The organism is Pseudomonas sp. GM55 (genome assembly GCF_000282395.1).
GTDB classification, from domain to species: Bacteria; Pseudomonadota; Gammaproteobacteria; order Pseudomonadales; family Pseudomonadaceae; genus Aquipseudomonas; species Aquipseudomonas fluorescens_CC.
In genome coordinates, this window is record NZ_AKJJ01000034.1 from 101336 (window position 1) to 123494 (window position 22159).

The 22159-nt window shown below is 60.0% G+C and carries 17 protein-coding genes and 2 tRNA genes; 4 read left to right on the top strand and 15 right to left on the bottom strand.

Annotation, left to right across the window (positions count from 1 at the left end; translation table 11 throughout):
• Positions 1-175 precede the first annotated feature (175 nt).
• The 8 genes from PMI31_RS06040 to rnr form a co-directional block, all read right to left on the bottom strand.
• Positions 176-2479, bottom strand: a complete 2304-nt coding sequence (locus PMI31_RS06040; protein ID WP_008016881.1) for a YgiQ family radical SAM protein — start codon at positions 2477-2479, stop codon at positions 176-178.
• 204 nt (positions 2480-2683) lie between these two features.
• A complete protein-coding gene (dnaB, locus tag PMI31_RS06045) occupies positions 2684-4081 on the bottom strand; it encodes a replicative DNA helicase (protein ID WP_008016882.1) in 1398 nt (465 codons plus the stop codon).
• Positions 4082-4204: 123 nt separating this feature from the next.
• Complete coding sequence (gene rplI, locus PMI31_RS06050) at positions 4205-4651, bottom strand: 50S ribosomal protein L9 (protein WP_007973276.1); 447 nt, start codon at positions 4649-4651, stop codon at positions 4205-4207.
• 19 nt (positions 4652-4670) lie between these two features.
• On the bottom strand, positions 4671-5564 hold the full coding sequence (locus PMI31_RS06055; RefSeq protein ID WP_008016883.1) for a hypothetical protein: 894 nt from the start codon (positions 5562-5564) through the stop codon (positions 4671-4673).
• 36 nt (positions 5565-5600) lie between these two features.
• Positions 5601-5831, bottom strand: a complete 231-nt coding sequence (gene rpsR, locus PMI31_RS06060; RefSeq protein ID WP_002551829.1) for a 30S ribosomal protein S18 — start codon at positions 5829-5831, stop codon at positions 5601-5603.
• Positions 5832-5859: 28 nt separating this feature from the next.
• Entirely contained in the window at positions 5860-6282 is a 423-nt protein-coding gene (gene rpsF, locus PMI31_RS06065) for a 30S ribosomal protein S6 (RefSeq protein ID WP_008016884.1), read from the bottom strand.
• A 267-nt stretch (positions 6283-6549) separates the two neighbouring features.
• Positions 6550-7317 (bottom strand): 23S rRNA (guanosine(2251)-2'-O)-methyltransferase RlmB, encoded by a 768-nt coding sequence (gene rlmB / locus PMI31_RS06070; RefSeq protein ID WP_008016885.1) that lies wholly within the window; start codon positions 7315-7317, stop codon positions 6550-6552.
• Complete coding sequence (rnr, locus tag PMI31_RS06075) at positions 7314-9938, bottom strand: ribonuclease R (protein WP_008016886.1); 2625 nt, start codon at positions 9936-9938, stop codon at positions 7314-7316. Before rnr ends, rlmB begins: the two co-directional genes overlap by 4 nt.
• A gap of 224 nt (positions 9939-10162) precedes the next feature.
• Here rnr and PMI31_RS06080 point away from each other — a divergent pair.
• The 4 genes from PMI31_RS06080 to PMI31_RS06095 all read left to right on the top strand — a co-directional run bounded on the left by PMI31_RS06080 (position 10163) and on the right by PMI31_RS06095 (position 13336).
• Positions 10163-10249: transfer RNA gene (locus PMI31_RS06080), tRNA-Leu, on the top strand.
• 167 nt (positions 10250-10416) lie between these two features.
• Positions 10417-10503, top strand: a tRNA-Leu gene (locus tag PMI31_RS06085).
• Between the two features lie 275 nt (positions 10504-10778).
• Positions 10779-11789, top strand: a complete 1011-nt coding sequence (locus PMI31_RS06090) for an iron ABC transporter substrate-binding protein (protein ID WP_008016888.1) — start codon at positions 10779-10781, stop codon at positions 11787-11789.
• Positions 11789-13336: an ABC transporter permease gene (locus tag PMI31_RS06095; RefSeq protein ID WP_008016889.1), complete on the top strand. Its 1548-nt coding sequence runs from the start codon at positions 11789-11791 to the stop codon at positions 13334-13336. Before PMI31_RS06090 ends, PMI31_RS06095 begins: the two co-directional genes overlap by 1 nt.
• 118 nt (positions 13337-13454) lie before the next feature.
• On the opposite strand, the gene PMI31_RS06100 is transcribed toward PMI31_RS06095, so the two are convergent.
• The 7 genes from PMI31_RS06100 to hfq all read right to left on the bottom strand — a co-directional run bounded on the left by PMI31_RS06100 (position 13455) and on the right by hfq (position 22100).
• Entirely contained in the window at positions 13455-15389 is a 1935-nt protein-coding gene (locus PMI31_RS06100) for a methyl-accepting chemotaxis protein (protein ID WP_008016890.1), read from the bottom strand.
• 150 nt (positions 15390-15539) lie between these two features.
• Positions 15540-16832: an adenylosuccinate synthase gene (locus tag PMI31_RS06105; RefSeq protein ID WP_008016891.1), complete on the bottom strand. Its 1293-nt coding sequence runs from the start codon at positions 16830-16832 to the stop codon at positions 15540-15542.
• A gap of 54 nt (positions 16833-16886) precedes the next feature.
• The gene (locus tag PMI31_RS06110) at positions 16887-18074 is read right to left on the bottom strand and encodes an ATP phosphoribosyltransferase regulatory subunit (protein WP_008016892.1); all 1188 of its coding nucleotides are present in this window, start codon (positions 18072-18074) and stop codon (positions 16887-16889) included.
• A 310-nt stretch (positions 18075-18384) separates the two neighbouring features.
• Entirely contained in the window at positions 18385-19254 is an 870-nt protein-coding gene (gene hflC, locus PMI31_RS06115; RefSeq protein WP_007973264.1) for a protease modulator HflC, read from the bottom strand.
• Positions 19254-20429 (bottom strand): FtsH protease activity modulator HflK, encoded by a 1176-nt coding sequence (gene hflK / locus PMI31_RS06120; protein WP_008016893.1) that lies wholly within the window; start codon positions 20427-20429, stop codon positions 19254-19256. Before hflK ends, hflC begins: the two co-directional genes overlap by 1 nt.
• A gap of 96 nt (positions 20430-20525) precedes the next feature.
• Positions 20526-21827, bottom strand: coding sequence for a ribosome rescue GTPase HflX (gene hflX, locus PMI31_RS06125; protein ID WP_008016894.1), 1302 nt, complete (start codon positions 21825-21827; stop codon positions 20526-20528).
• Between the two features lie 12 nt (positions 21828-21839).
• Entirely contained in the window at positions 21840-22100 is a 261-nt protein-coding gene (gene hfq, locus PMI31_RS06130; RefSeq protein WP_008016896.1) for an RNA chaperone Hfq, read from the bottom strand.
• Positions 22101-22159: the final 59 nt, after the last annotated feature.

A 22159-nucleotide genomic window follows, 5' to 3' on the forward strand; every position in this document is an offset into this window, starting at 1 on the left:
GCTCCCACAGTTTTCGGGGTGCCCGCAGTTTTGTGTTCGCCACAAATCCTGTGGGAGCGGGCTTGGTCCGGGCGGCGATCCGACGAAGAGGCCAGTGGCTCCAGCACAAATGGTTGAACCCTGAAACGCAAAACGCCAACCCGAAGGTTGGCGTTCTGTTCAGCGCAGGCGCGGCTTAGCGCGGTACGACCGGCTTGCGAGCCGGCTTCGGCCCCTTGCCTTTGGCCGCTTCCTTGCGCTCCTTGGCCGCCTGCTGGTTGCGGGCAAACGCCGCAGCCTTGGCCTGCTCGCGCTTGTCCCACGGGTTACCGCCATCGCTGGCACGCGGTGGCAGGCCAGTGTGCTGGGTGAGGATCTTGGTGGTCTTTTCCTTGGCCACTTTATGGCTGCCGGCCGGCGTCGAATTCTTGCGACGGGCGCTCTGGTAGCTGTCGGTCGACGGCTGGTGCAAAGGAATCAACTGATTCTTGCCCGGCCCGATCAGGTCGGCGCGGCCCATGCGGGTCAGTGCCTCACGCAGCATCGGCCAGCCTTTCGGGTCGTGATAACGCAAAAACGCCTTGTGCAGACGACGCTGCTCTTCGCTCTTGACGATGGTCACCGCGTCACTCTTGTAGGTGACCTTGCGCAGCGGGTTCTTGCCCGAGTGGTACATCGCGGTGGCAGTGGCCATCGGCGACGGGTAGAACGCCTGCACCTGGTCGGCACGGAAGCCGTTGCCCTTGAGCCACAGGGCCAGGTTCATCATGTCTTCATCGGTGGTGCCCGGGTGGGCGGCGATGAAGTACGGAATCAGGTACTGCTCTTTCCCTGCTTCCTTCGAATACTTCTCGAACATGCGCTTGAACTTGTCATAGCTGCCGATGCCCGGTTTCATCATCTGGTTGAGCGGACCTTCCTCGGTGTGTTCCGGGGCGATCTTCAGGTAGCCACCGACGTGGTGGGTCACCAGTTCCTTGACGTACTCCGGCGACTCGACCGCCAGGTCATAGCGCAGGCCGGAAGCGATCAGGATCTTCTTCACACCCGGCAACTCACGGGCACTGCGATACAGCTGGATCAGCGCCGAGTGGTCGGTGTTCAGGTTCGGGCAGATGCCAGGGAACACGCACGATGGCTTGCGGCACGCGGATTCGATTTCCGGGCTCTTGCAGGCGATGCGGTACATGTTCGCGGTCGGGCCGCCGAGGTCGGAGATCACGCCGGTAAAACCCGGAACCTTGTCACGAATTTCTTCGATTTCGCGAATGATCGACTCGTGGGATCGGTTCTGGATGATCCGGCCTTCGTGCTCGGTGATCGAGCAGAAGGTGCAGCCACCGAAGCAGCCACGCATGATGTTCACCGAGAAACGGATCATTTCGTAGGCCGGGATCTTTTCCTTGCCGTACGCCGGGTGCGGAATGCGCTGATAAGGCATGCCGAACACGTAGTCCATTTCTTCGGTGGTCATCGGAATCGGTGGCGGGTTGAACCAGACGTCCACTTCACCGTGCTTCTGGACCAAGGCGCGGGCGTTGCCCGGGTTGGTCTCCAGGTGCAACACGCGGTTGGCGTGGGCGTAGAGCACCGCGTCGTTGCGGACCTTCTCCACCGACGGCAAACGGATAACGGTCTTGTCGCGAGTCATGCGCGGGCTGGCCAGGATCTGCACGACTTTGGCTTCCTGCGGATCTTCGACCGGGCCCTTCTCCTGCTCGATGGCGCAGGCGGCGGTGTCCTGGGTGTTGACGTACGGGTTGATGATCTTGTCGATCTTGCCCGGACGGTCGATACGCGTGGAGTCGACTTCGTACCAGCCTTGCGGCGTGTCACGACGAATGAACGCGGTGCCGCGCACGTCAGTGATGTCTTCGATCTTGTGACCGTAGGACAGACGCTGGGCGACCTCGACGATGGCCCGCTCGGCGTTGCCGTACAGCAGGATGTCGGCGCTGGCGTCGATCAGGATCGAGTTGCGCACACGGTCCTGCCAGTAATCGTAATGCGCGATGCGGCGCAGGGACGCTTCGATGCCGCCGAGCACGATCGGCACGTGCTTGTAGGCTTCCTTGCAGCGCTGGCTGTAAACCAGGCTGGCGCGGTCCGGACGCTTGCCGGCCAGGCCACCCGGCGTGTAGGCATCGTCGGAACGGATTTTCTTGTCGGCGGTGTAGCGGTTGATCATCGAGTCCATGTTGCCGGCCGCGACACCGAAGAACAGGTTCGGCTCGCCGAGCTTCATGAAGTCGTCTTTGGACTGCCAGTTCGGCTGGGCAATGATCCCGACGCGGAAGCCCTGGGACTCCAGCAGCCGGCCGATGATCGCCATGCCGAACGACGGGTGGTCGACGTACGCATCACCGGTGACGATGATGATGTCGCAGGAATCCCAGCCGAGCTGATCCATCTCCTCCCTGCTCATGGGCAGGAACGGCGCTGGCCCGAAACATTCGGCCCAGTACTTGGGATAGTCAAATAACGGCTTGGCTGCTTGCATGTCGATAACCGGTGTTGGCTTTCATTGAATTTCGCGGGCGCGGAATATAGCACAAATTTTGACCAATTCCGACGGCCATGGTCGGAAATTGCGGCGACCCCATCGCGGGCAAGTCGGATCGCCGCACCGCCGCTCCCACAGGTTCACCGTGATCCCGTAGGAGCTGGCTTGCCAGCGAAGGCGTCAGCTCAGACGCTGAACAGCTTATTCATCATCATCGAAGTTGTAGCTACCCGGCGCCAGGTTCTCGAATCGCGTGTACTTACCGATAAAGGCCAACCGGATAAAGCCGATCGGGCCGTTCCGCTGCTTGCCGATGATGATCTCGGCAATGCCCTTGTGCTCGGTTTCCGGGTGATACACCTCGTCGCGATAAACGAACATGATCACGTCGGCGTCCTGCTCGATCGCTCCGGATTCCCGCAAGTCGGAGTTCACCGGGCGCTTGTTCGGCCGCTGCTCCAGGGAACGGTTGAGCTGCGAGAGCGCCACCACCGGGCAGTTGAATTCCTTGGCCAGGGCTTTCAGGGATCGGGAGATCTCGGAAATCTCGTTGGTCCGGTTGTCACCGCTGGAACCCGGGATCTGCATCAGTTGCAGGTAGTCGATCATGATCAGGCCGACATCGCCATGTTCCCGCACCAGGCGGCGGGTCCGGGCGCGCATTTCCGACGGGCTGATGCCGGCGGTATCGTCGATGAACAGCTTGCGGTCGTTGAGCAGGTTGACCGCCGAAGTCAGGCGCGGCCAGTCGTCATCTTCCAGCTGACCGGAACGGACCTTGGTCTGGTCGATACGCCCCAGCGACGACAACATACGCATGATCAGCGATTCGCCTGGCATCTCGAGGGAGTAAACCAGGACAGCCTTCTCGCTGCGCAACACGGCGTTTTCCACCAGGTTCATCGCAAAGGTGGTTTTACCCATGGACGGACGACCGGCGACGATGATCAGGTCGGCCGGTTGCAGGCCGCTGGTCTTCTCGTCGAGGTCGGTGTAGCCGGTGGACAGGCCGGTGATCGCGTTGTCGGTGTTGAACAGGGTGTCGATGCGGTCGATGGCCTTGGTCAGCAGTTCGTTCACACCCACCGGGCCGCCGGTTTTTGGCCGGGCCTCGGCGATCTGGAAGATCTGCCGTTCAGCTTCATCGAGGATTTCTTCAGCCGTGCGACCTTCAGGATTGAAGGCGCTGTCGGCGATTTCGGTGCTGATGCCGATCAACTGACGCAAAGTCGCACGCTGGCGAACGATCTGCGCATAAGCCTTGATGTTGGCGACGGACGGCGTGTTTTTCGCCAGTTCACCGAGGTAACCGAGGCCGCCGACTTGCGAAGTCTGACCTTCCTTGTCCAGTTGTTCGGACAGGGTCACGACGTCGATCGGCATGTTCTGATCGGCCAGCTTGGCAATCGCACGGAAGATCAGGCGGTGGTCATGTCGATAGAAATCGCCGTCGGAGACTTGATCGAGCACGCGTTCCCAGGCGTTGTTGTCCAGCATCAGACCACCGAGCACGGCCTGTTCGGCCTCGATGGAGTGCGGCGGCACCTTCAGGGCGGCGGTTTGCAGATCGTATTGCTCGGGAGCGGAGATATCGTTCATGGCCACTTGTGTTTTGGGTGATGAAAAGCAGGGGGTTCAGAAAGACAAAGGGCACGACCTGTAAACAGGATCGTGCCCGATGTTACCGGCAAGCACCCAAGGGTGCCAGCCGACAAGTGCTGCTTAAGCTGCTACCACGACAACGCGTACGGTGGCTTCAACTTCGGCGTGCAGGTGCACGGCTACGTCGAATTCGCCTACGTTGCGGATGGTGCCGTTCGGCAGACGAACTTCGCTCTTCTGCACTTCAACGCCGGAGGCGGTCAGTGCGTCAGCGATGTCGTGAGTACCGATCGAACCGAACAGCTTGCCTTCGTCGCCAGCGGTGGCAGTGATGGTCACTTCCAGCTCGGCCAGTTGGGCAGCGCGGCTTTCAGCCGATGCTTTGCGATCTGCTGCAGCTTTTTCCAGCTCGGCACGACGCTCTTCGAACGCAGCCAGGTTGGCTGGGGTCGCAGCGGTAGCTTTGCCGTAAGGCAGCAGGTAGTTACGACCGTAACCAGCCTTAACGTTCACTTTGTCACCCAGGTTGCCCAGGTTGGTGACTTTTTCCAGAAGGATCAGTTGCATGTGAAAATCCTCTTAACTTTTAACCTTCACCGTTCGCGTTATCGGCATCTTTCGGTGCCGAACGACCGCGAAAATCAATCAGGCTGTCGACGATGGCCAGGACCACCAGCAACGGATAGATCAGCTGCATGAACAGCAACAGCGTGACGTACAACCCCACCAGCCAGAACCTGGCCAGTCGCTTCTGCGCCACCAGCCCGTGAATCAGGGCCAGCCCGGCGAACACCAGCGGTACGCTGCACAACGGCGTCAACATGGCCATCTGAGAGCCGATATTCGGCCCCAGAAGCATGCACGCCAGCAGCAACATCGCCGGCAACAGCGGGAAGCGGATGGCGCGAAACTCGCGACCAAAACCGCCCGGGTTGTACAACAACGCCTGCCAGTAGCGCCCGACAAGCAGGCTCAGCAAGCTGACGATTTGCAACAACGCCGCAATCAGGCCGGTCAGGACCGGTGCAATCAGGGACGCGAAACGCGCTTGTTCGTCTACCGACATCTTCTGGTAGACATCACCGAGCAGCGACGGCATGACTTTGATCAAAGCCTGCGCCAGCATCTCGATCTGGGGAGCAAAAGCTGTCCCCAACACCACTGAAAACACCACTCCCATCGCTATGCTGACCAGCAGCACGCGGTTCCAGGACTCGCTTGCGCGCAAAACCAACGCAAGGCTCGCAGACCCCAGCAGCACCAGAAGTGCCCGTGGGTCGTCGGAGTACAGCCACCAGGCCAATGCCGGCAGCAGTCCCAGAGCAAGAACGCCCAGGGCGTCCCTCAATCCGCGCCGCAGGAGCACAAGGCATCCGGCGGCAGCACCCAACCAATACAACAACGGCATCGCCGCGCATCCAGCCACTACCAGAGTGGCCTGCATACGGCCGCGCATGATGAACTCAGCTATGGCCCGCATGCATTCAATCCTTTGCTACGAGTCGACTGCCCGGTCTCAGCGGCCGTGGCTGTCGGTGTAGGCCAGCAGGGCCAGGAAGCGGGCGCGCTTGATAGCGGTGGCCAGCTGACGCTGATAACGAGCTTTGGTACCGGTGATGCGGCTTGGAACGATTTTGCCGGTCTCGGATACGTAGGCTTTCAGAGTGTTGAGATCTTTGTAATCGATCTCTTTCACGTCTTCAGCGGTGAAGCGGCAGAATTTACGACGACGGAAGAAACGTGCCATTTGATAGGCTCCTTAAAAGGTCCGTGGATTACTCGTCAGCGTTATCGCTGTTGTCGCTGTCATCACTGTCAACGCTTTCAGCGCCTTCGTGCTCAGGACGGTCGCGACGCTCACGGCGCTCACTGCGGTTTTCTTCAGCCTTGAGCATCTCGGACTGGCCGATAACGGCTTCGTCGCGACGGATGACCAGGTTACGGATCACTGCATCGTTGTAGCGGAAGTTGTCTTCCAGCTCGGCCAGGGCCTTGCCAGTGCACTCAACGTTCAGCATCACGTAGTGAGCCTTGTGAACATTGTTGATTGCGTAGGCCAGTTGACGACGGCCCCAATCTTCCAGACGGTGGATTTTGCCGCCGTCTTCTTCGATCAGCTTGGTGTAACGCTCAACCATGCCGCCGACTTGCTCGCTTTGATCCGGGTGGACCAAAAAGATGATTTCGTAATGACGCATGAATGCTCCTTACGGGTTGTAGCCTGCCGCTCAAAAGCGGTCAGACAAGGAGTGAATGACACTTATGGACTTGCGTGGGTAAGGCACATGAATGCCTGCCGTCACAGCAAGGGGCGCAATTGTAGAGAAGGGGCGTGGGAGGCGCAAGGTAATTGGTGATTATTTGAACAATACTCACCGAATCTCCTTGTAGGAGCCGGCTTGCTGGCGATGGCGCCCTTGAGGACGCCTTCGCTGGCAAGCCAGCTCCTACAAGGAGTGTTTCAATCAGAGCTTTTTAGCGGCAGCCTTCGCCTTGACGCCGCGCTGACGCTGCGCCTCGAACAGGCACACGCCAGTCGCTACCGACACGTTTAGGCTGCTGACGCTACCGGCCATCGGCAGATGCACCAGGTAATCACAATGCTCGCGGGTCAGGCGGCGCATGCCCTTGCCTTCAGCCCCCATGATCAGGATGGTCGGGCCGGTGAGATCCTGGTCATAAAGACTGACTTCGGCCTCCCCCGCCGTACCGACAACCCACAAGCCACGCTGCTGGAGCTTTTCCAGGGTGCGCGCCAGGTTGGTCACAGCAACCAGCGGAATCACTTCCGCCGCACCGCAGGCAACCTTGCGTACTACCGGCGTCAGGGTCGCGGACTTGTCCTTCGGCACGATCACCGCCAATGCACCCGCCGCATCGGCAGAACGCAGGCAGGCGCCGAGGTTGTGCGGATCGGTCACGCCGTCGAGCACCAGCAACAACGGCGCGCCTTCGGTGCGATCAAGCAGCTCGTCGAGCATCGCCTCGCCCCAGACCTGACTAGGACTTACGTCCGCCACTACGCCCTGGTGCACGCCTTCAACCCAGGCGTCCATTTCACGGCGCTCGGCCTGACCGACCTGGACACGGTTTTCGTTGGCCAGTTCGATCAACGTCTGCACCCGCGGATCATCGCGGCCTTCGGCCAGCCAGATCTGCTTCACGCGTTTCGGGTGATGACGCAACAACGCTTCTACAGCGTGTACGCCGTAGATCTTTTCCAACTGACTCATGACTTGGCCTTAGGTTTACGCGCCCCGCCAGTCTTGGCTGGAGCAGAGCCCGCTTTTGGCGGGCCTTTACGGTGTTTGCTCGGTTTGGCTGGTTTGCCGCCGACTGCCTTGTCAGGCGCCGACCGACTGGTCTTTCCCCCAGACGCCGCTTTACCGCCGCTTTTCGCACCGGCCAGCAACGCCTGTTTCATTTCGCGACTCTTGCGCACTTCGGCGTTTTTCGCCGCCGCATCACTCGGACGATAGGCTTCGACAGCTTTCTCCTTGGCAGGTCGACGACCGGCTTTCGCTGGGGCCGGTTCTGCTTCGGTTTTAGCCGCAGGGGCTGTTTCGGTGCCACGTTTTTTACGGCCGATCGGCGCACTGATGGTTTTTTCGGCCATCTCGAAGTCGATCTTGCGCTCGTCGAGGTCGACGCGCATGACCCGCACTTCCACGGTGTCACCCAGACGGAAGCTGCGACCGGTACGCTCACCGGCCAGGCGGTGGTGCACAGGATCGAAGTGGTAGTAGTCGCCCGGCAGCGCGGTGACGTGCACCAGGCCTTCGACGTAGATATCGGTCAGCTCGACGAACAGACCAAAACCGGTCACTGCAGTGATCACGCCCGGGAACGATTCGCCCACACGATCTTTCATGAACTCGCACTTGAGCCAGTTCACCACGTCGCGGGTCGCTTCGTCGGCACGGCGCTCGCTCATCGAGCACTGCTCGCCGAGCTGCTCCAGGGCCGCTTCGTCGTATGGATAGATGCGTGCCTTCGGAATGGTCATCGCACCGGCACGACGAACGTGCGGGGTGTCCTGCTTGGAATGGATCACGCTGCGAATTGCCCGGTGCGTGAGCAAGTCCGGGTAGCGGCGGATCGGCGAAGTGAAGTGCGTGTACGCCTCGTAATTCAGGCCGAAGTGGCCCTGGTTATCGGCGCTGTACACCGCCTGGCTCAACGAACGCAGCATGACGGTCTGGATCAGGTGGAAATCCGGACGATCCTTGATACCGGCCAGCAGTGCCTGGTAATCCTTCGGCGATGGACCATCCTTGCCTTTGTGCAGGGACAGGCCGAGTTCGCCGAGGAAGGCGCGCAGCTTTTCCAGACGCTCCGGTGGCGGACCATCGTGAACGCGATACAGCGCCGGAATTTCGTGCTTTTTCAGGAACTCGGCGGTAGCCACGTTGGCCGCCAGCATGCATTCCTCGATCAGCTTGTGCGCATCGTTGCGCACGGTCGGACGGATTTCGGCGATTTTGCGCTCGGAGCCGAAGATGATCCGGGTTTCCTGGGTTTCGAAATCGATCGCGCCACGCACATGACGAGCGGCCAGCAATACCTTGTACAGCGAGTAGAGCTGCTTGAGGTGCGGCACCACGTCGGTGTATTCACCGCGAAGCTTGCGCGCCTCGGTGGCTTTCGGCGTTTCCAGCATCGCGCTGACCTTGTTGTAGGTCAGGCGGGCATGGGAGTGGATCACCGCTTCGTAGAAGCAGTAGTCGGTCATCTCGCCGGATTTGGAGATGGTCATCTCGCAAACCATGGCCAGGCGATCGACTTGCGGGTTCAGCGAGCACAAACCGTTGGACAGCTGCTCAGGCAGCATCGGAATCACCCGCTCGGGGAAGTACACCGAGTTGCCGCGAACCTGCGCCTCGGCATCCAGCGCCGAACCGAGCTTCACATAACTGGATACGTCAGCAATCGCCACGTACAGCTTCCAGCCGCCGGAGAAAAGACGCAGCTTGCCCGGACGGGCTTCGCAGTAGACCGCGTCATCGAAGTCGCGGGCATCTTCGCCGTCGATGGTGACGAACGGCAGATGACGCAGGTCGATGCGCTTCTCTTTGTCTTTCTCTTCGACTTCCGGCTTGAGCTTGCCGGCTTCCTTGAGCACGGCCTCAGGCCAGACGTGAGGAATGTCATAGGTACGCAGGGCAACGTCGATCTCCATGCCCGGCGCCATGTAGTTGCCCACGACTTCAACCACGTCGCCTTGCGGCTGAAAGCGTGGCGTCGGCCAGTGAGTGATCTTCACTTCGACGAACTGACCGATCTGCGCGTTGGCGTTACGACCCGGCGTGACCAGCACTTCCTGCTGGATCTTCGGGTTGTCGGCAACCACGAAACCGATACCGCCTTCTTCGAAGTAGCGGCCAACGATGGTTTCGTGAGCGCGGGAGACCACTTCGACGATCATGCCTTCGCGGCGACCACGACGATCCAGACCGGATACACGGGCCAGGGCACGGTCACCGTCGAACACCAGGCGCATCTGCGCCGGACTCATGAACAGGTCGTCACTGCCGTCGTCCGGCACCAGGAAGCCGAAGCCGTCGCGGTGACCGCTGATGCGGCCCAGGATCAGGTCGAGCTTGTCCACCGGCGCATAAGTGCCGCGACGGGTATAGATGAGTTGAGCATCGCGCTCCATGGCGCGCAGGCGGCGGCGCAGGGCTTCGATCTGGTCTTCCGTGGTCAGACCAAACTCTTCGACCAGTTGCTCGCGGTTAGCAGGCGAACCTCGATCAGCAAGGTGCTGAAGGATCAGTTCGCGGCTAGGAATGGGGTTTTCATATTTTTCCGCTTCACGAGCGGCCTCGGGATCGAGGGACTGCCAATCGGCCATTAGAGAGTTTTCACCTTGTCTATATGCGGGTTAGTTTGGCATAGGCGTAATGAAACGGGAAATTTCAAGCTAAGACGACCCATCTAAAGCCCTGTATCGACACCTCAAAGCTGAATTGCAGACCGCTGGTGAATTTTTTCAGGTTTTTTTGAGGCCGGGGGTTTACAGTTAAAAAGACGCTCCGTATAGTGCGCGCCATCGACGACGGAGACGTTGTCGATAATGCCCAGATGGTGAAATTGGTAGACACGCCAGCTTCAGGTGCTGGTGACCTTACGGTCGTGGAAGTTCGAGTCTTCTTCTGGGCACCAATTTCGAGCTTGAGATTAGATCAATTTCAAGGCTCACACAAAAACCCGCGAAAGCGGGTTTTTGCATTTTGGACCCCTAGTTTATTAATTTTAAAATCAGGGGTTTACAGATTAAAACGCTCTCCGTATAGTGCGCCACATCAACAGCGGCAACGCTGAAGATGAATGCCCAGATGGTGAAATTGGTAGACACGCCAGCTTCAGGTGCTGGTGGCCTTACGGCCGTGGAAGTTCGAGTCTTCTTCTGGGCACCAATTCAAATTCAAGGTTACGACCTTGAATTTCACAGAAACCCGCGAAAGCGGGTTTTTGCGTTTCCGGGGTTTAAAAACACACCTCCCCCCCCTGTAGGAGCGAGCATGCTCGCGATGGATGTGCAGGCGACACATTTCTCCAGGCACCCCTCGTTTTCGTTCACGCCCATCGCGAGCAAGCTCGCTCCTACAAAAGCCATGACGGCGCATTTGAGAAGCAATATCGTTTATCATTGTTGCAAGTTTTTGCAATGCGACAGTGAGGAACCCTGCGAATGATGTTTCGAAATACCCTGCGCCGCGGCCTGACCATTACCCTGCTCGGCCTGGCACTCGCCACTCCCCTCACCCAAGCCGCCGACCCGGTTTCCCTGACGCTCTACAACGGGCAACACAAGGAAGTCGGCGACGCGGTCGCCAAAGCCTTCGAAGCCAAGACTGGCATCCACGTCAATGTACGCAAAGGCAGCAGCAATCAGCTCGCCAGTCAGATCGTCGAAGAGGGCGATCGCTCCCCTGCCGACGTCATCTACACCGAAGAATCGCCGCCACTGAACAAACTCGGCGAACAAGGCCTGCTGGCCAAGACGGATGACGCCACGCTGGCCGTTCTGCCCAAGGAATACGTGGCCGGCAACGGCACCTGGATTGGCGTGACCGCCCGGGTACGTGTGGTGGCCTACAACCCCAAACTGGTTGATGAAAAAGACCTGCCAAAGTCGGTGATGGATTTCTCCAATCCCAAATGGCAAGGCAAGGTTGGCTTCGTGCCCACCAGTGGCGCCTTCCAGGAACAAGCCGTTGCGATCATCAAGGTGCACGGTATGGACGCGGCCGAAGAATGGCTGACCGGGTTGCGCGCATTCGGCAAGACCTACAGCAACAACATGGTGGCATTGAAAGCCGTGGAAAATGGCGAAGTGGCCACCGTGCTGGTCAACAATTACTACTGGTTCGCCCTGCAGCGTGAAAAAGGCCAGCTCGACTCGAAGCTGCATTACTTCAGCGGCGGCGACGTCGGCGGGCTCATCACGGTATCCAGTGCAGCAGTCCTCAAATCCAGCAAACACCCCCAGGAAGCACAGCAATTGCTCGCCTACATGGCCAGCGAGGAAGGCCAGCGCGTGATCACCCAGACCACCGCCGAATACCCTCTGCACAAAGGCATGGAATCTGATCGCGGGCTCAAGCCATTCAGCGAGTTGCAGGCGCCGAACGTGACACCCGCCGACCTCGGTAATGCCGAAGAAGCCCTGGACCTGGAACGCGACGTTGGCTTGAACTGATGAGCGCATTGCTATCCGTCACCCGCCTGCGCAGCAAGCGACCGCCGATAGGGTTGGTGTTGCCGGTTTTGCTGCTGGTCGTACTCAGCTTCCTGCCGCTGGCCTATGTCGGACTCAAAGCCTGGCAAGCCGGCTGGGCCGAAGCCTTGCACCTGCTGTGGCGGCCCTACGTATTCGGCCTGTTGCGCAACACCCTGGCGTTGATGCTGGGCGTCACTCTCGCCTGCGGCGTGATCGGCCTGTCACTGGCGTGGCTGCTCGAACGCAGCAATCTGGCGGGACGCCGGATCTGGGGCGTGATCCTGTGCCTGCCGTTTGCCGTACCGGCTTTTGTCAGCAGCTTCACCTGGGTTTCGCTGAGCGCGCACTTTGAAGGACTCGGCGGGGCGATCCTGGTGATGAGCCTGTCCAAGTACCCGCTGATTTTTCTGCCTGTGGCGGCAACCCTGCGCAATCTCGATCCATCCCTGGAAGAATCGGCCCGCACCTTGGGCCAGAATCGCTGGGGTGTGTTTTTCCGCGTCACCCTGCCCCTGCTCTGGCCTTCGCTGCTGGCGGGCTCGTTGCTGATTGCGCTGCACATGCTGGTGGAGTTCGGCGCCTTGTCGATCATCGGCCTGCAAACCTTCACCACGGCGATCTATCAGCAGTTCGAGCTGGAATTCAGCAATGCCAACGCGGCGATGCTCTCCGCCGTACTGCTGATGCTGTGCCTGGCGCTGCTGTGGCTGGAACTGCGCGTGCGCGGCAAGGGTCGACACGTGCGCACCGGCCAGGGCGCGGCAAGACACGCGGAGCAGGTTCAACTGGGGCCGTGGGCAGTGGCGGGACAGCTTTATTGCCTGCTGCTGGCAATCATTGGCAGCGGGATTCCGCTGGGCATGCTGGCGTACTGGTTGGCAGTGGGTTCATCCGCGGCGTTCCCGGTAGCGGCAATCGGTGAGGCGCTGCTTTCATCCCTGACCCTGTCGCTGGGCGGCGCAGCGTTATGCCTGGTGTTGGCAGTACCCGTCGGATTGTTGGTAGTGCGCTACAAAGGCCAACTGGCGATCTGGGCCGAGCGCTTGCCATATCTGCTGCACGCCCTGCCAGGGCTGGTCATTGCCCTGACCCTGGTGTATTTCGCCCTGCACTACGTGCCGATGCTTTACCAGACTTCGGCATTGCTGCTGATCGCCTACGCCCTGCTGTTTCTGCCGCTGGCCCAGGCGCCGATCCGCACCGCCCTGAACAAGGCGGCGCCGCAACTTGAGGAGGCCGCTCGCACACTCGGAGCCTCGTCATTCAGTGCGTTCTGCCGAGTGACACTGCCGATTATCTTTCCGGCGCTGGGCGCGGCTTTTGCGCTGGTGTTCCTGGATGCGATGAAGGAACTGACGGCGACACTGCTGCTAAGTCCCACCGGGCTGAACACCCTGGCGACGGAGGTGTGGGCGCATACCGCGAATGTGGAGTTTGCGGCGGCGGCACCTTATGCGGCGTTGTTGATATTGGTGTCGGGGTTGCCGGTTTATCTACTGACGACGCGGATGTATCTGAGTCGCTGAGATCGCCTTCGCGGGCAAGCCCGCTCCCACAGTGTCTCTGCTGTTCACAAATATTGTGTTCACAGAAAATCCCTGTGGGAGCTGGCTTGCCCGCGATGGCGTCATCCCTGACAACACCTTACGCCCTGAACTGCCCCAGGCTCGCCTTCAACTGTGCCGCCAGCCCATCGAGCACTTTGCCGCTCGCCGTGGTCTCCACGACCGCCTGCGCCGCTTTCTCGGCCTGGGCGTGAATGGTCTGGACCCGCCCTCGCACGGCCTGCGCGCCCTGCGCCTGATGCGCCGCAGCCTGGGTAGCCAAACCGATCGCCGCATGGACCTGCTCGACGGATGCCTGCACCGACTGCTGCAACCTTGCACTGTCACGCAGCACCAGCAAACCTTCACTGGCCTGGCGCCCGGCCTGACCAATTGCCGCCACCGCCTCACGCGCACCTTGCTGCAACGCAACGATGTGCGCCTGAATATCGCCAGTGGAACTCTGCGTCTTGCTCGCCAGCGCCCGCACCTCATCTGCCACCACCGCAAACCCGCGCCCGGTCTCGCCGGCACGCGCCGCTTCAATAGCCGCGTTCAGCGCCAGCAGGTTGGTCTGCTCGGCGATGCCGTGAATCACCGTCAACACCACTTCAATCTGCTCACTTTGCTGTGCCAGGCGCTCAATCACTTGCGCACCGGTGTTGACCTGACCCGCCAGCTCCTCGATCAGGCTGCCGACTTTCGCCGAAGTCCGGGTGTTTTCGTCGGTAGCCTGACGAATGTCCACCACCTGCTTCAGCGCCGCCTGCATGGCGTGGCTTTCCGACTGCGCTTCATCAGCCATCTGCGACAAGGCACGCAAACTCTCCGCCACCTCGTCGCGCTGCATGCCTGCCGCCGCATCCGCACCAGCATTGCGCAAGGTCATGGCGCCAATTTCTACACCGGTACGCTGGGCCACATCGCCCGCCTCGCGCACGATCGGCTGCAACTTATCCACAAAGCGATTGACCGCCGAGGCCATGTCGCCGATCTCATCCTTGCTGTTGATCTGCACCCGCTTGGTCAGATCGCCCTCGCCCGCCGCCAGGTCATCCATGGCAACGATCAGCATTTTCAGGCGATTGACCACTCGGCGACCGAGCACCACCGCCAACAACAGCAGGACACCAAAGCCCACCACCGCCAGACACACACCGATGCGCCAGCGCAATGTCGCGGCAGCTTCCTGTACGGTGCTCGTGGTGTTGGCTTTCATTTCAGCCGCTGTGGACTGAGCCGACTGCAGACGCGAGCGCATGGCCGCTGCGCTGTCGGCGGCCGCACCTTTGAGGCTGTCGCCCACCAGCTGATCGCTGCTGGCGATCAAGGCCGAGAAGCGCTTGTCGAGGGCCGCGAGATCAGTTTCCACCGAAGCAGTCGAGACCCCCATCAGGACCTTGCCGATTTCCACGCCGTTGGGGTTGATTGAAGCCTCGACGTAGAAGACTGACAGATCGTTCTTCGCCGCATCCAGTACCTTGTCGAGCGCCCGCTCGCCCTGGCCTTTTTCCAGCAGTGCCTTGTTGATCGGGTTTTCCCGGTTGAGGTAGCGCGTCAGGTGCTGGCCGGCGGCGTCGTCATACACCACGAACAGCACATTGGGATTGCGCTGGGCCCGACGGGCAAACTCGGACAGTGTCGGAACGTCGTTGTCCCACATGGCGCGGGGCGCGACCGAAGCCAGAAGCTGCGCCATATCGCTGGCGGAGTCCTTCAGGTCCTTTTCCAGGGTCGAACGCAATTGCGCCTGCTCTTGCTCAAGACGCGAAGACAAACCGGCCGTGAGGCGTTGACGTGTACTGGTAGAGAGACTGTCCAGACTGGACGTGACTTCGCGCCCTGCCTGCTCGAGCTCAGCGGAGAGCTTTTGACTGTCCGCGCCCAGGCGCATGCCGAGATCGGCTTCCAGCGCGGTCACCGTGCTCCGGGTCAGAGCAACAGCCACCAGCACCTGCACCAAAAGGGCGATACCAAGGGTAACGAACACAGGCCGCAACAAACGGCTCTGTAACAATGAGAGAACGGCCGACATCTGAAATCCCTCTGCTTTGGCGCCATTAAATTGATAGCACGCCGGAAGCAATGCTTTTTTTAATGTTCACAGCAAAGGTCATGCCGTTCGACAGGCAAAAACGACAAAGGCCCCGATTAAGGGGCCTTTGTGTTTTACATCAACGACTTATCAAGCAAACGGATGACGCAGAACGATGGTTTCGTTGCGGTCAGGACCCGTCGAAATAATGTCGATCGGCGCGCCGACCAACTCTTCGACGCGCTTGATGTAGTTGCGCGCAGCCTGCGGCAGCTCTTCCAGGGTCTTGGCGCCCAGGGTGGATTCTTTCCAGCCCGGCATCTCTTCGTACACTGGCTCCAGGCCGATGTAGCTGTCGGCATCGGTCGGTGCGTCGATCACTGCACCGTCAGCGTTCTTGTAGCCAACGCAGATGTTGATGGTTTCCAGGCCGTCCAGCACGTCGAGCTTGGTCAGGCACAGGCCCGAGATGCTGTTGACGTCGATGGCGCGACGCAGGATGACGGCATCGAACCAGCCGCAACGACGGGCACGGCCGGTGGTCGCACCGAACTCGTGGCCACGCTTGGCCAGGAATGCACCCACGTCGTCGAACAGCTCAGTCGGGAACGGACCCGAGCCAACACGGGTGGTGTAGGCTTTGGTGATGCCGAGGATGTAATCCAGGAACATCGGACCCACGCCCGAACCGGTAGCGATACCGCCAGCGGTGGTGTTGGAGCTGGTGACGTACGGGTAGGTACCGTGGTCGATGTCCAGCAGAGAGCCCTGGGCGCCTTCGAACATGATGTCTTTGCCGGCGCGACGCAAGTTGTGCAGTTCGGCAGTGACGTCCAGCATCATCGGCTTGAGCAGCTCGGCGTATTCCATGCACTCGTCCAGAGTCTTCTGGAAGTCGATGGCTGGCTCTTTGTAGTAATTGACCAGTACGAAGTTGTGGTAATCCAGCAACTCGCCCAGCTTGGCGGCGAAACGCTCGCGGTGGAACAGGTCGCCGATGCGCAGGCCGCGACGCGCAACCTTGTCTTCGTACGCCGGGCCGATGCCGCGACCGGTGGTGCCGATCTTCAGCTCGCCACGGGCCTTTTCACGAGCCTGGTCCAGCGCTACGTGGTAGGACAGGATCAGCGGGCAGGAAGGGCTGATACGCAGGCGCTCGCGCACCGGTACGCCTTTCTCTTCCAGCTTGACGATTTCACGCATCAGGGCGTCAGGTGCAACCACCACGCCGTTGCCGATCAGGCACTGCACGCCTTCGCGCAGCACGCCCGACGGAATCAGGTGCAAGACAGTCTTTTCACCGTCGATCACCAAGGTGTGGCCAGCGTTGTGGCCACCTTGGTAGCGCACTACGGCGGCAGCATGTTCGGTCAGCAGATCAACGATCTTGCCTTTGCCCTCATCACCCCATTGGGTGCCCAGGACTACGACATTCTTACCCATAACACTTGTCCTCATTCGCGCAAACTTGGTGCCGGCGGCAGCCGGCGGGAAAACTCAAGAAGCCAGTGGCGATACTTGCCAAAGCCCGTTCTGCTGAATCAATTGCCGGTCGCAGTCCGCTTCACGGGCGGCGGCCAAAGGTTGTCCAGGCAAGGCCTGAACGACACGCTGACCCTCACTGCGCAACTGGCAAACCTGCTGCCAGAGTGCTGCATCCGTACTGTCAGGCATCCAGATACCGCCAGACGGTAGCTCGATCTCAGCACGCCCCAGGGTCACCAGGGTTTTCAAATCGGTGGAAAAGCCGGTTGCCGGACGCGCGCGACCGAAGTCGGCGCCGATGTCGTCGTAACGACCGCCCTGGGCAATGGACTGGCCAACACCCGGTACGAACACGGCGAACACCACACCGGTGTGGTAGTGGTAACCGCGCAGCTCGCCCAGGTCGAAATACAGTGGCAGCTCAGGGAACCGCACGGACAGCCGATCGGCGATCGCCAGCAAGTCGTCCAGCGCTGCCGTCACTTGCGCCGGCGCCTTGGCCAGACGCTCGCGGGCCGCTGCCAGCACTTCACGGCCGCCACACAGGTCGACCAACGCGCGCAACATGCCCGCCAGATCCGCCGGCAAGCCTTCGGTCAAGGTAATGACCTCGTCGATGGCTTTACGTTGCAAGGCATCAAACAACTGCTGTTCAACTTCACCGGACAAACCGGCGGCGCGGGCCAGGCCGCGATAGATGCCGACATGGCCGAGGTCCATGTGCACATCCGGCACATCGGCCAGTTGCAGCATGGCCAGCATCAGGCTGATGACTTCGACGTCGCTGCTCGGGCTGGCATCGCCGTACAACTCGGCGCCCAACTGGATCGGGCTGCGCGAAGTCGACAAGGCGCGTGGCTGGGCATGCAGCACACTGCCGGCATAGCACAGGCGGTTCGGACCTTCACGGCGCAGAGTGTGCGCATCGATGCGCGCCACCTGCGGCGTGATGTCGGCACGGAAACCCATTTGCCGGCCCGACTGCGGGTCGATGACCTTGAAGGTCCGCAGATCCAGGTCCTGGCCCGCGCCAGTCAGCAGGGATTCCAGGTACTCGATATGGGGAGTCACGACAAACTCGTAACCCCAGCTCTGGAACAGATCCAACACCTGACGACGCGCGACTTCAATACGCGCCGCTTCCGGTGGCAGTACTTCTTCGATGCCATCTGGCAGAAGCCAGCGGTCTACCGTTGCCATTACGCCTTCCCCTATATCCGGGCGACCAGCCTGTCGGCGAGCCTTGAGTGAAGCAGAAAATGATCAGCTCATACACAATCCACGCGCATGAGCGACGGAGCGAAAAGCCCTTCTACCGGCTTCGCCAACCACTTTCCTCGAAAAACTGTCGAGCCAATCGGCCCGGCGTCCGCTTAAAAAGAGCAATCAAACATGCAGACGCAAAAAAGCCGGGAATTTCCCGGCTGCCGCATCATACACACGTTTTCCCAAAGGATCACCCCGCCAGAGGTTTTAGCCGCCCGGCGGGAGGATTCAGGTCAACGCCGTATCAAGGCTTGGCTTTTTCCAGGTAGTGGAAGAAGTCACTGCTTGGGTCGAGGACCATGACGTCGGATTTGTTCGCGAAGCTTTCACGGTAGGCGCGCAGGCTACGGTAAAACGCGTAGAACTCCTGATCCTGACCGTAGGCCTTGGAGTAGATCGCCGCAGCCTGGGCATCGCCGTCACCGCGAACCTCTTCGGACTCACGATAGGCTTCAGCCAGCAGCACGCGACGTTGACGATCGGCGTCGGCACGGATGCCTTCGGCCAGCTCGTTACCCTTGGCGCGGTGCTCGCGAGCTTCACGCTCACGCTCGGTGCTCATACGCTCGAACACGCTGCGGTTCACTTCTTTCGGCAGGTCGATGGTCTTGACCCGAACATCGACAACTTCGATGCCCAGCTCTTTTTCAGCCATCTTGTTCAACGAAGCAGTAATGTCCGCCATCAGCGCATCGCGCTCACCGGAGACCACCTCGTGCAAGGTGCGCTTACCGAACTGGTCACGCAGGCCCGACTCCAGACGACGGGACAAACGCTCGTCGGCGATCTGCTTGAGGCCGGAAGTCGCGGTGTAGTAACGCTCTGCGTCCTTCACGCGCCACTTGGCGTAGGCATCGACCATCACGGCTTTCTTTTCCAGCGTCAGGAAGCGTTGTGTCGGTGCATCCAGCGTCATCAGGCGAGCGTCGAATTTACGCACCTGGTTGACGTAAGGCACTTTCACATGCAGGCCTGGCTGAACATCGGTCTGGACCACGCGACCGAACTGCAGCAACACCGCACGCTCGGTCTGAGCCACGATGTAGAAGCAGTTCCAGGCAGCGATCGCCACGACGACGCCGACAATAAGGGCGATCAGCGATTTATTGCTCATCAGCGACTCTCCCTGGTACGTGCCTGCTGCTGCAGATCTGCTGCCGCACGCGTATTCGCTTCATTGCTGGTGGCTGCCGCACTGCTGCTCATCGGAGTGCTGGTGCTACGACCACTTTCAACCATTTTGTCCAACGGCAGGTACAACAGGTTGTTCTGGCCATTCTTGTTGCCGGTCACGAGAACCTTGCTGGTGTTGCTGAAGACTTCCTGCATGGTGTCCAGGTACAGACGCTGGCGGGTGACTTCAGGAGCCTTGCGGTACTCGGCGACCAGCTTGGTGAAGCGATCGGCCTCACCCTTGGCGCGCGAGACGGTTTCGTCACGATAACCGTTGGCATCCTCAAGGATACGCTGGGCCTGACCACGAGCTTCCGGCACGACGCCGTTGGCATAGGTTTCGGCCTGGTTGCGCGAACGCTGCTCGTCTTCCCGGGCACGGATCACGTCATCGAAGGCTTCCTGGACTTCGCGCGGTGCCGCTGCGCTCTGAACGTTGACCTGGGTAACGGTGATACCGGTGCGGTAGGTGTCCATGAAGCGCTGCAGACGCTCCTTGATTTCGCTGGCCATCAATTCACGACCTTCAGTCAGTACCTGGTCCATTGCGGTGGAACCCACCACATGGCGCAAGGCGCTGTCGGTCGCGTGCTGCAGGCTGATTTCCGGCTGATCGACGCTCAGCACGAAGTCCTGCAGATTGCTGATCCTGTACTGCACGGTCAGTGGCACTTCGACGATGTTCTCGTCTTCGGTCAGCATCTGGCCCTGCTTGGTGTAGGCACGCTCACGCGTGACGTTTTCCATGTACTTCCTGTCGATTGGCGGGAAGTAGATATTCAGGCCCGGCCCCACGGTTTCGTAGTACTTGCCGAAGCGCAGCACCACGGCCTGCTCCTGCTCGTCGACGACATAAACCGCGCTGTACAGCCAGACGGCGGCCAGCACGACCAGGCCGATGCCGAGCAGACCGCCAAAGCCGCCACTCCTGCCCGGACCACCGCCGTCGTCGCCACCACGTTTCTTACCACCACCGAACAAACCGTTCAGGCTTTCCTGCAGCTTTCGGAAGGCCTCGTCGAGATCCGGTGGTCCCTTGCGGTCGCCGTTGTTACGACGCTTGCCACCCCAAGGATCCTGATTATTCGAGTTGCCACCCGGCTCATTCCAAGCCATAGCGCTCTCCATCTGATAAAGCAAAGACGCACCCACGGCGCGCCGACCAATGCTACAGAATGCCTGTCACCACGACACAACCGCTTTCTCAGGCTTTTATTGCAAAGTGTGTTGCTCGATGAATTCCATCGGTTGCAAACCTTCGCGGCTCACCAGCCGATTCAATTCGGCCCGTGGCAAACGAACGGCCAGTAAACTGATGCCTTCGTCATCGTGTTCTTCTTTCTGTACCGCACCGAGTTCGAAAAACTGCGCACGCAGTCGAGCAAACCGATTCGGCAATCGCAAGGTGCCAACAAACAATTCATCGCCAAGCAACTCGGCCACGGCCTGCTTGAGCAGGTCCAGCCCTGTACCGTCTTTCGCCGAAAGCCAGACCCGCTGCGGCTTGCCATCGGCATCACGCTGGATCTGCGGCTCCACACCCTCGAGCAAATCGAGTTTGTTATAGACCTCCAGGATCGGCAAGTCTTGAGCCCCAATCTCTCCGAGCACCACCATGACCTGTTCAATCTGCGCCATGCGCTCGGGTTCATGGGAGTCGATCACGTGCAGCAACAGGTCGGAGTTGCTCGACTCTTCGAGCGTAGCCCGAAATGCTTCAACCAGTTTGTGCGGCAAGTGACGAATGAAGCCCACGGTATCTGCCAGCACGATCGGCCCGAGGTCCTCGAGTTCCAGTCGGCGTAGCGTCGGGTCGAGGGTGGCGAAGAGCTGGTCAGCGGCGAAAACGTCGGAATCGGTCACCGAGTTGAACAGCGTCGATTTGCCGGCGTTGGTATAACCCACCAGCGAAACCGTCGGAATGTCAGCCCGTTTGCGGCCACGGCGCGATTGCTCGCGTTGGCTGCGGACCTTTTCCAGGCGCCCCTTGATCTGCCGCAGGCGAATCCGCAACAGGCGCCGGTCGGTTTCCAGCTGGGTTTCACCCGGACCGCGCAGGCCGATACCGCCTTTCTGCCGTTCGAGGTGAGTCCAGCCGCGAACCAGCCGCGTACTCATGTGCTCAAGCTGGGCCAGTTCGACCTGGAGCTTGCCTTCATGGGTGCGGGCGCGTTGGGCGAAGATATCGAGAATCAGACCCGTGCGATCGATCACGCGACACTCGAAAACACGTTCGAGGTTACGTTCCTGACTGGGTGTGAGGATGTGATTGAAAATCACCAGATCTACCTGTTCGGCTTTGACCAGGTCGCGTAACTCCTCGACCTTGCCGCTGCCAATCAGGTATTTGGCGGTTGGCCGATTACGCGGCACGTTGAAAAACGCGACGGTCTCGGCGCCAGCCGACATTGCCAACTCCTGAAACTCCTGCGGATCTTCGCGCGCCTCAGGGTCCTGACCATCCAAGTGAACGAGAATGGCTCGTTCACCACCACCGTGGCGCTCAAAGAACAAAGGAGACTCCTATCAGGCGTTACCTGGCTCAGTGTCACCTGCATCGGATTCGGTTGCGCTAGGCAGACGAATTGGACGAACCGGCACCACTGTAGAGATCGCGTGTTTGTAGACCATCTGGCTGACGGTGTTTTTCAGCAGGATAACGAACTGGTCGAAGGACTCGATCGTGCCTTGCAGTTTGATACCGTTGACCAGGTAGATGGACACCCCAACTTTCTCTTTACGTAAAGTATTCAAGTAAGGGTCTTGTAGCGAATGCCCTTTTGACATGTGCCGCACTCCTTTAAGGATTCAATATAAAAAATAGGTAAACAGATGGCTTCGGCCGC

What these genes read in the sequence shown, in the direction of transcription:
- PMI31_RS06040 (WP_008016881.1), bottom strand. Translation starts at nt 2,479, where the DNA reads ATGCAAGCAGCCAAGCCGTTATTTGACTATCCCAAGTACTGGGCCGAA.
- dnaB (WP_008016882.1), bottom strand. Translation starts at nt 4,081, where the DNA reads ATGAACGATATCTCCGCTCCCGAGCAATACGATCTGCAAACCGCCGCC.
- rplI (WP_007973276.1), bottom strand. Translation starts at nt 4,651, where the DNA reads ATGCAACTGATCCTTCTGGAAAAAGTCACCAACCTGGGCAACCTGGGT.
- PMI31_RS06055 (WP_008016883.1), bottom strand. Translation starts at nt 5,564, where the DNA reads ATGCGGGCCATAGCTGAGTTCATCATGCGCGGCCGTATGCAGGCCACT.
- rpsR (WP_002551829.1), bottom strand. Translation starts at nt 5,831, where the DNA reads ATGGCACGTTTCTTCCGTCGTCGTAAATTCTGCCGCTTCACCGCTGAA.
- rpsF (WP_008016884.1), bottom strand. Translation starts at nt 6,282, where the DNA reads ATGCGTCATTACGAAATCATCTTTTTGGTCCACCCGGATCAAAGCGAG.
- rlmB (WP_008016885.1), bottom strand. Translation starts at nt 7,317, where the DNA reads ATGAGTCAGTTGGAAAAGATCTACGGCGTACACGCTGTAGAAGCGTTG.
- rnr (WP_008016886.1), bottom strand. Translation starts at nt 9,938, where the DNA reads ATGGCCGATTGGCAGTCCCTCGATCCCGAGGCCGCTCGTGAAGCGGAA.
- PMI31_RS06090 (WP_008016888.1), top strand. Translation starts at nt 10,779, where the DNA reads ATGATGTTTCGAAATACCCTGCGCCGCGGCCTGACCATTACCCTGCTC.
- PMI31_RS06095 (WP_008016889.1), top strand. Translation starts at nt 11,789, where the DNA reads ATGAGCGCATTGCTATCCGTCACCCGCCTGCGCAGCAAGCGACCGCCG.
- PMI31_RS06100 (WP_008016890.1), bottom strand. Translation starts at nt 15,389, where the DNA reads ATGTCGGCCGTTCTCTCATTGTTACAGAGCCGTTTGTTGCGGCCTGTG.
- PMI31_RS06105 (WP_008016891.1), bottom strand. Translation starts at nt 16,832, where the DNA reads ATGGGTAAGAATGTCGTAGTCCTGGGCACCCAATGGGGTGATGAGGGC.
- PMI31_RS06110 (WP_008016892.1), bottom strand. Translation starts at nt 18,074, where the DNA reads ATGGCAACGGTAGACCGCTGGCTTCTGCCAGATGGCATCGAAGAAGTA.
- hflC (WP_007973264.1), bottom strand. Translation starts at nt 19,254, where the DNA reads ATGAGCAATAAATCGCTGATCGCCCTTATTGTCGGCGTCGTCGTGGCG.
- hflK (WP_008016893.1), bottom strand. Translation starts at nt 20,429, where the DNA reads ATGGCTTGGAATGAGCCGGGTGGCAACTCGAATAATCAGGATCCTTGG.
- hfq (WP_008016896.1), bottom strand. Translation starts at nt 22,100, where the DNA reads ATGTCAAAAGGGCATTCGCTACAAGACCCTTACTTGAATACTTTACGT.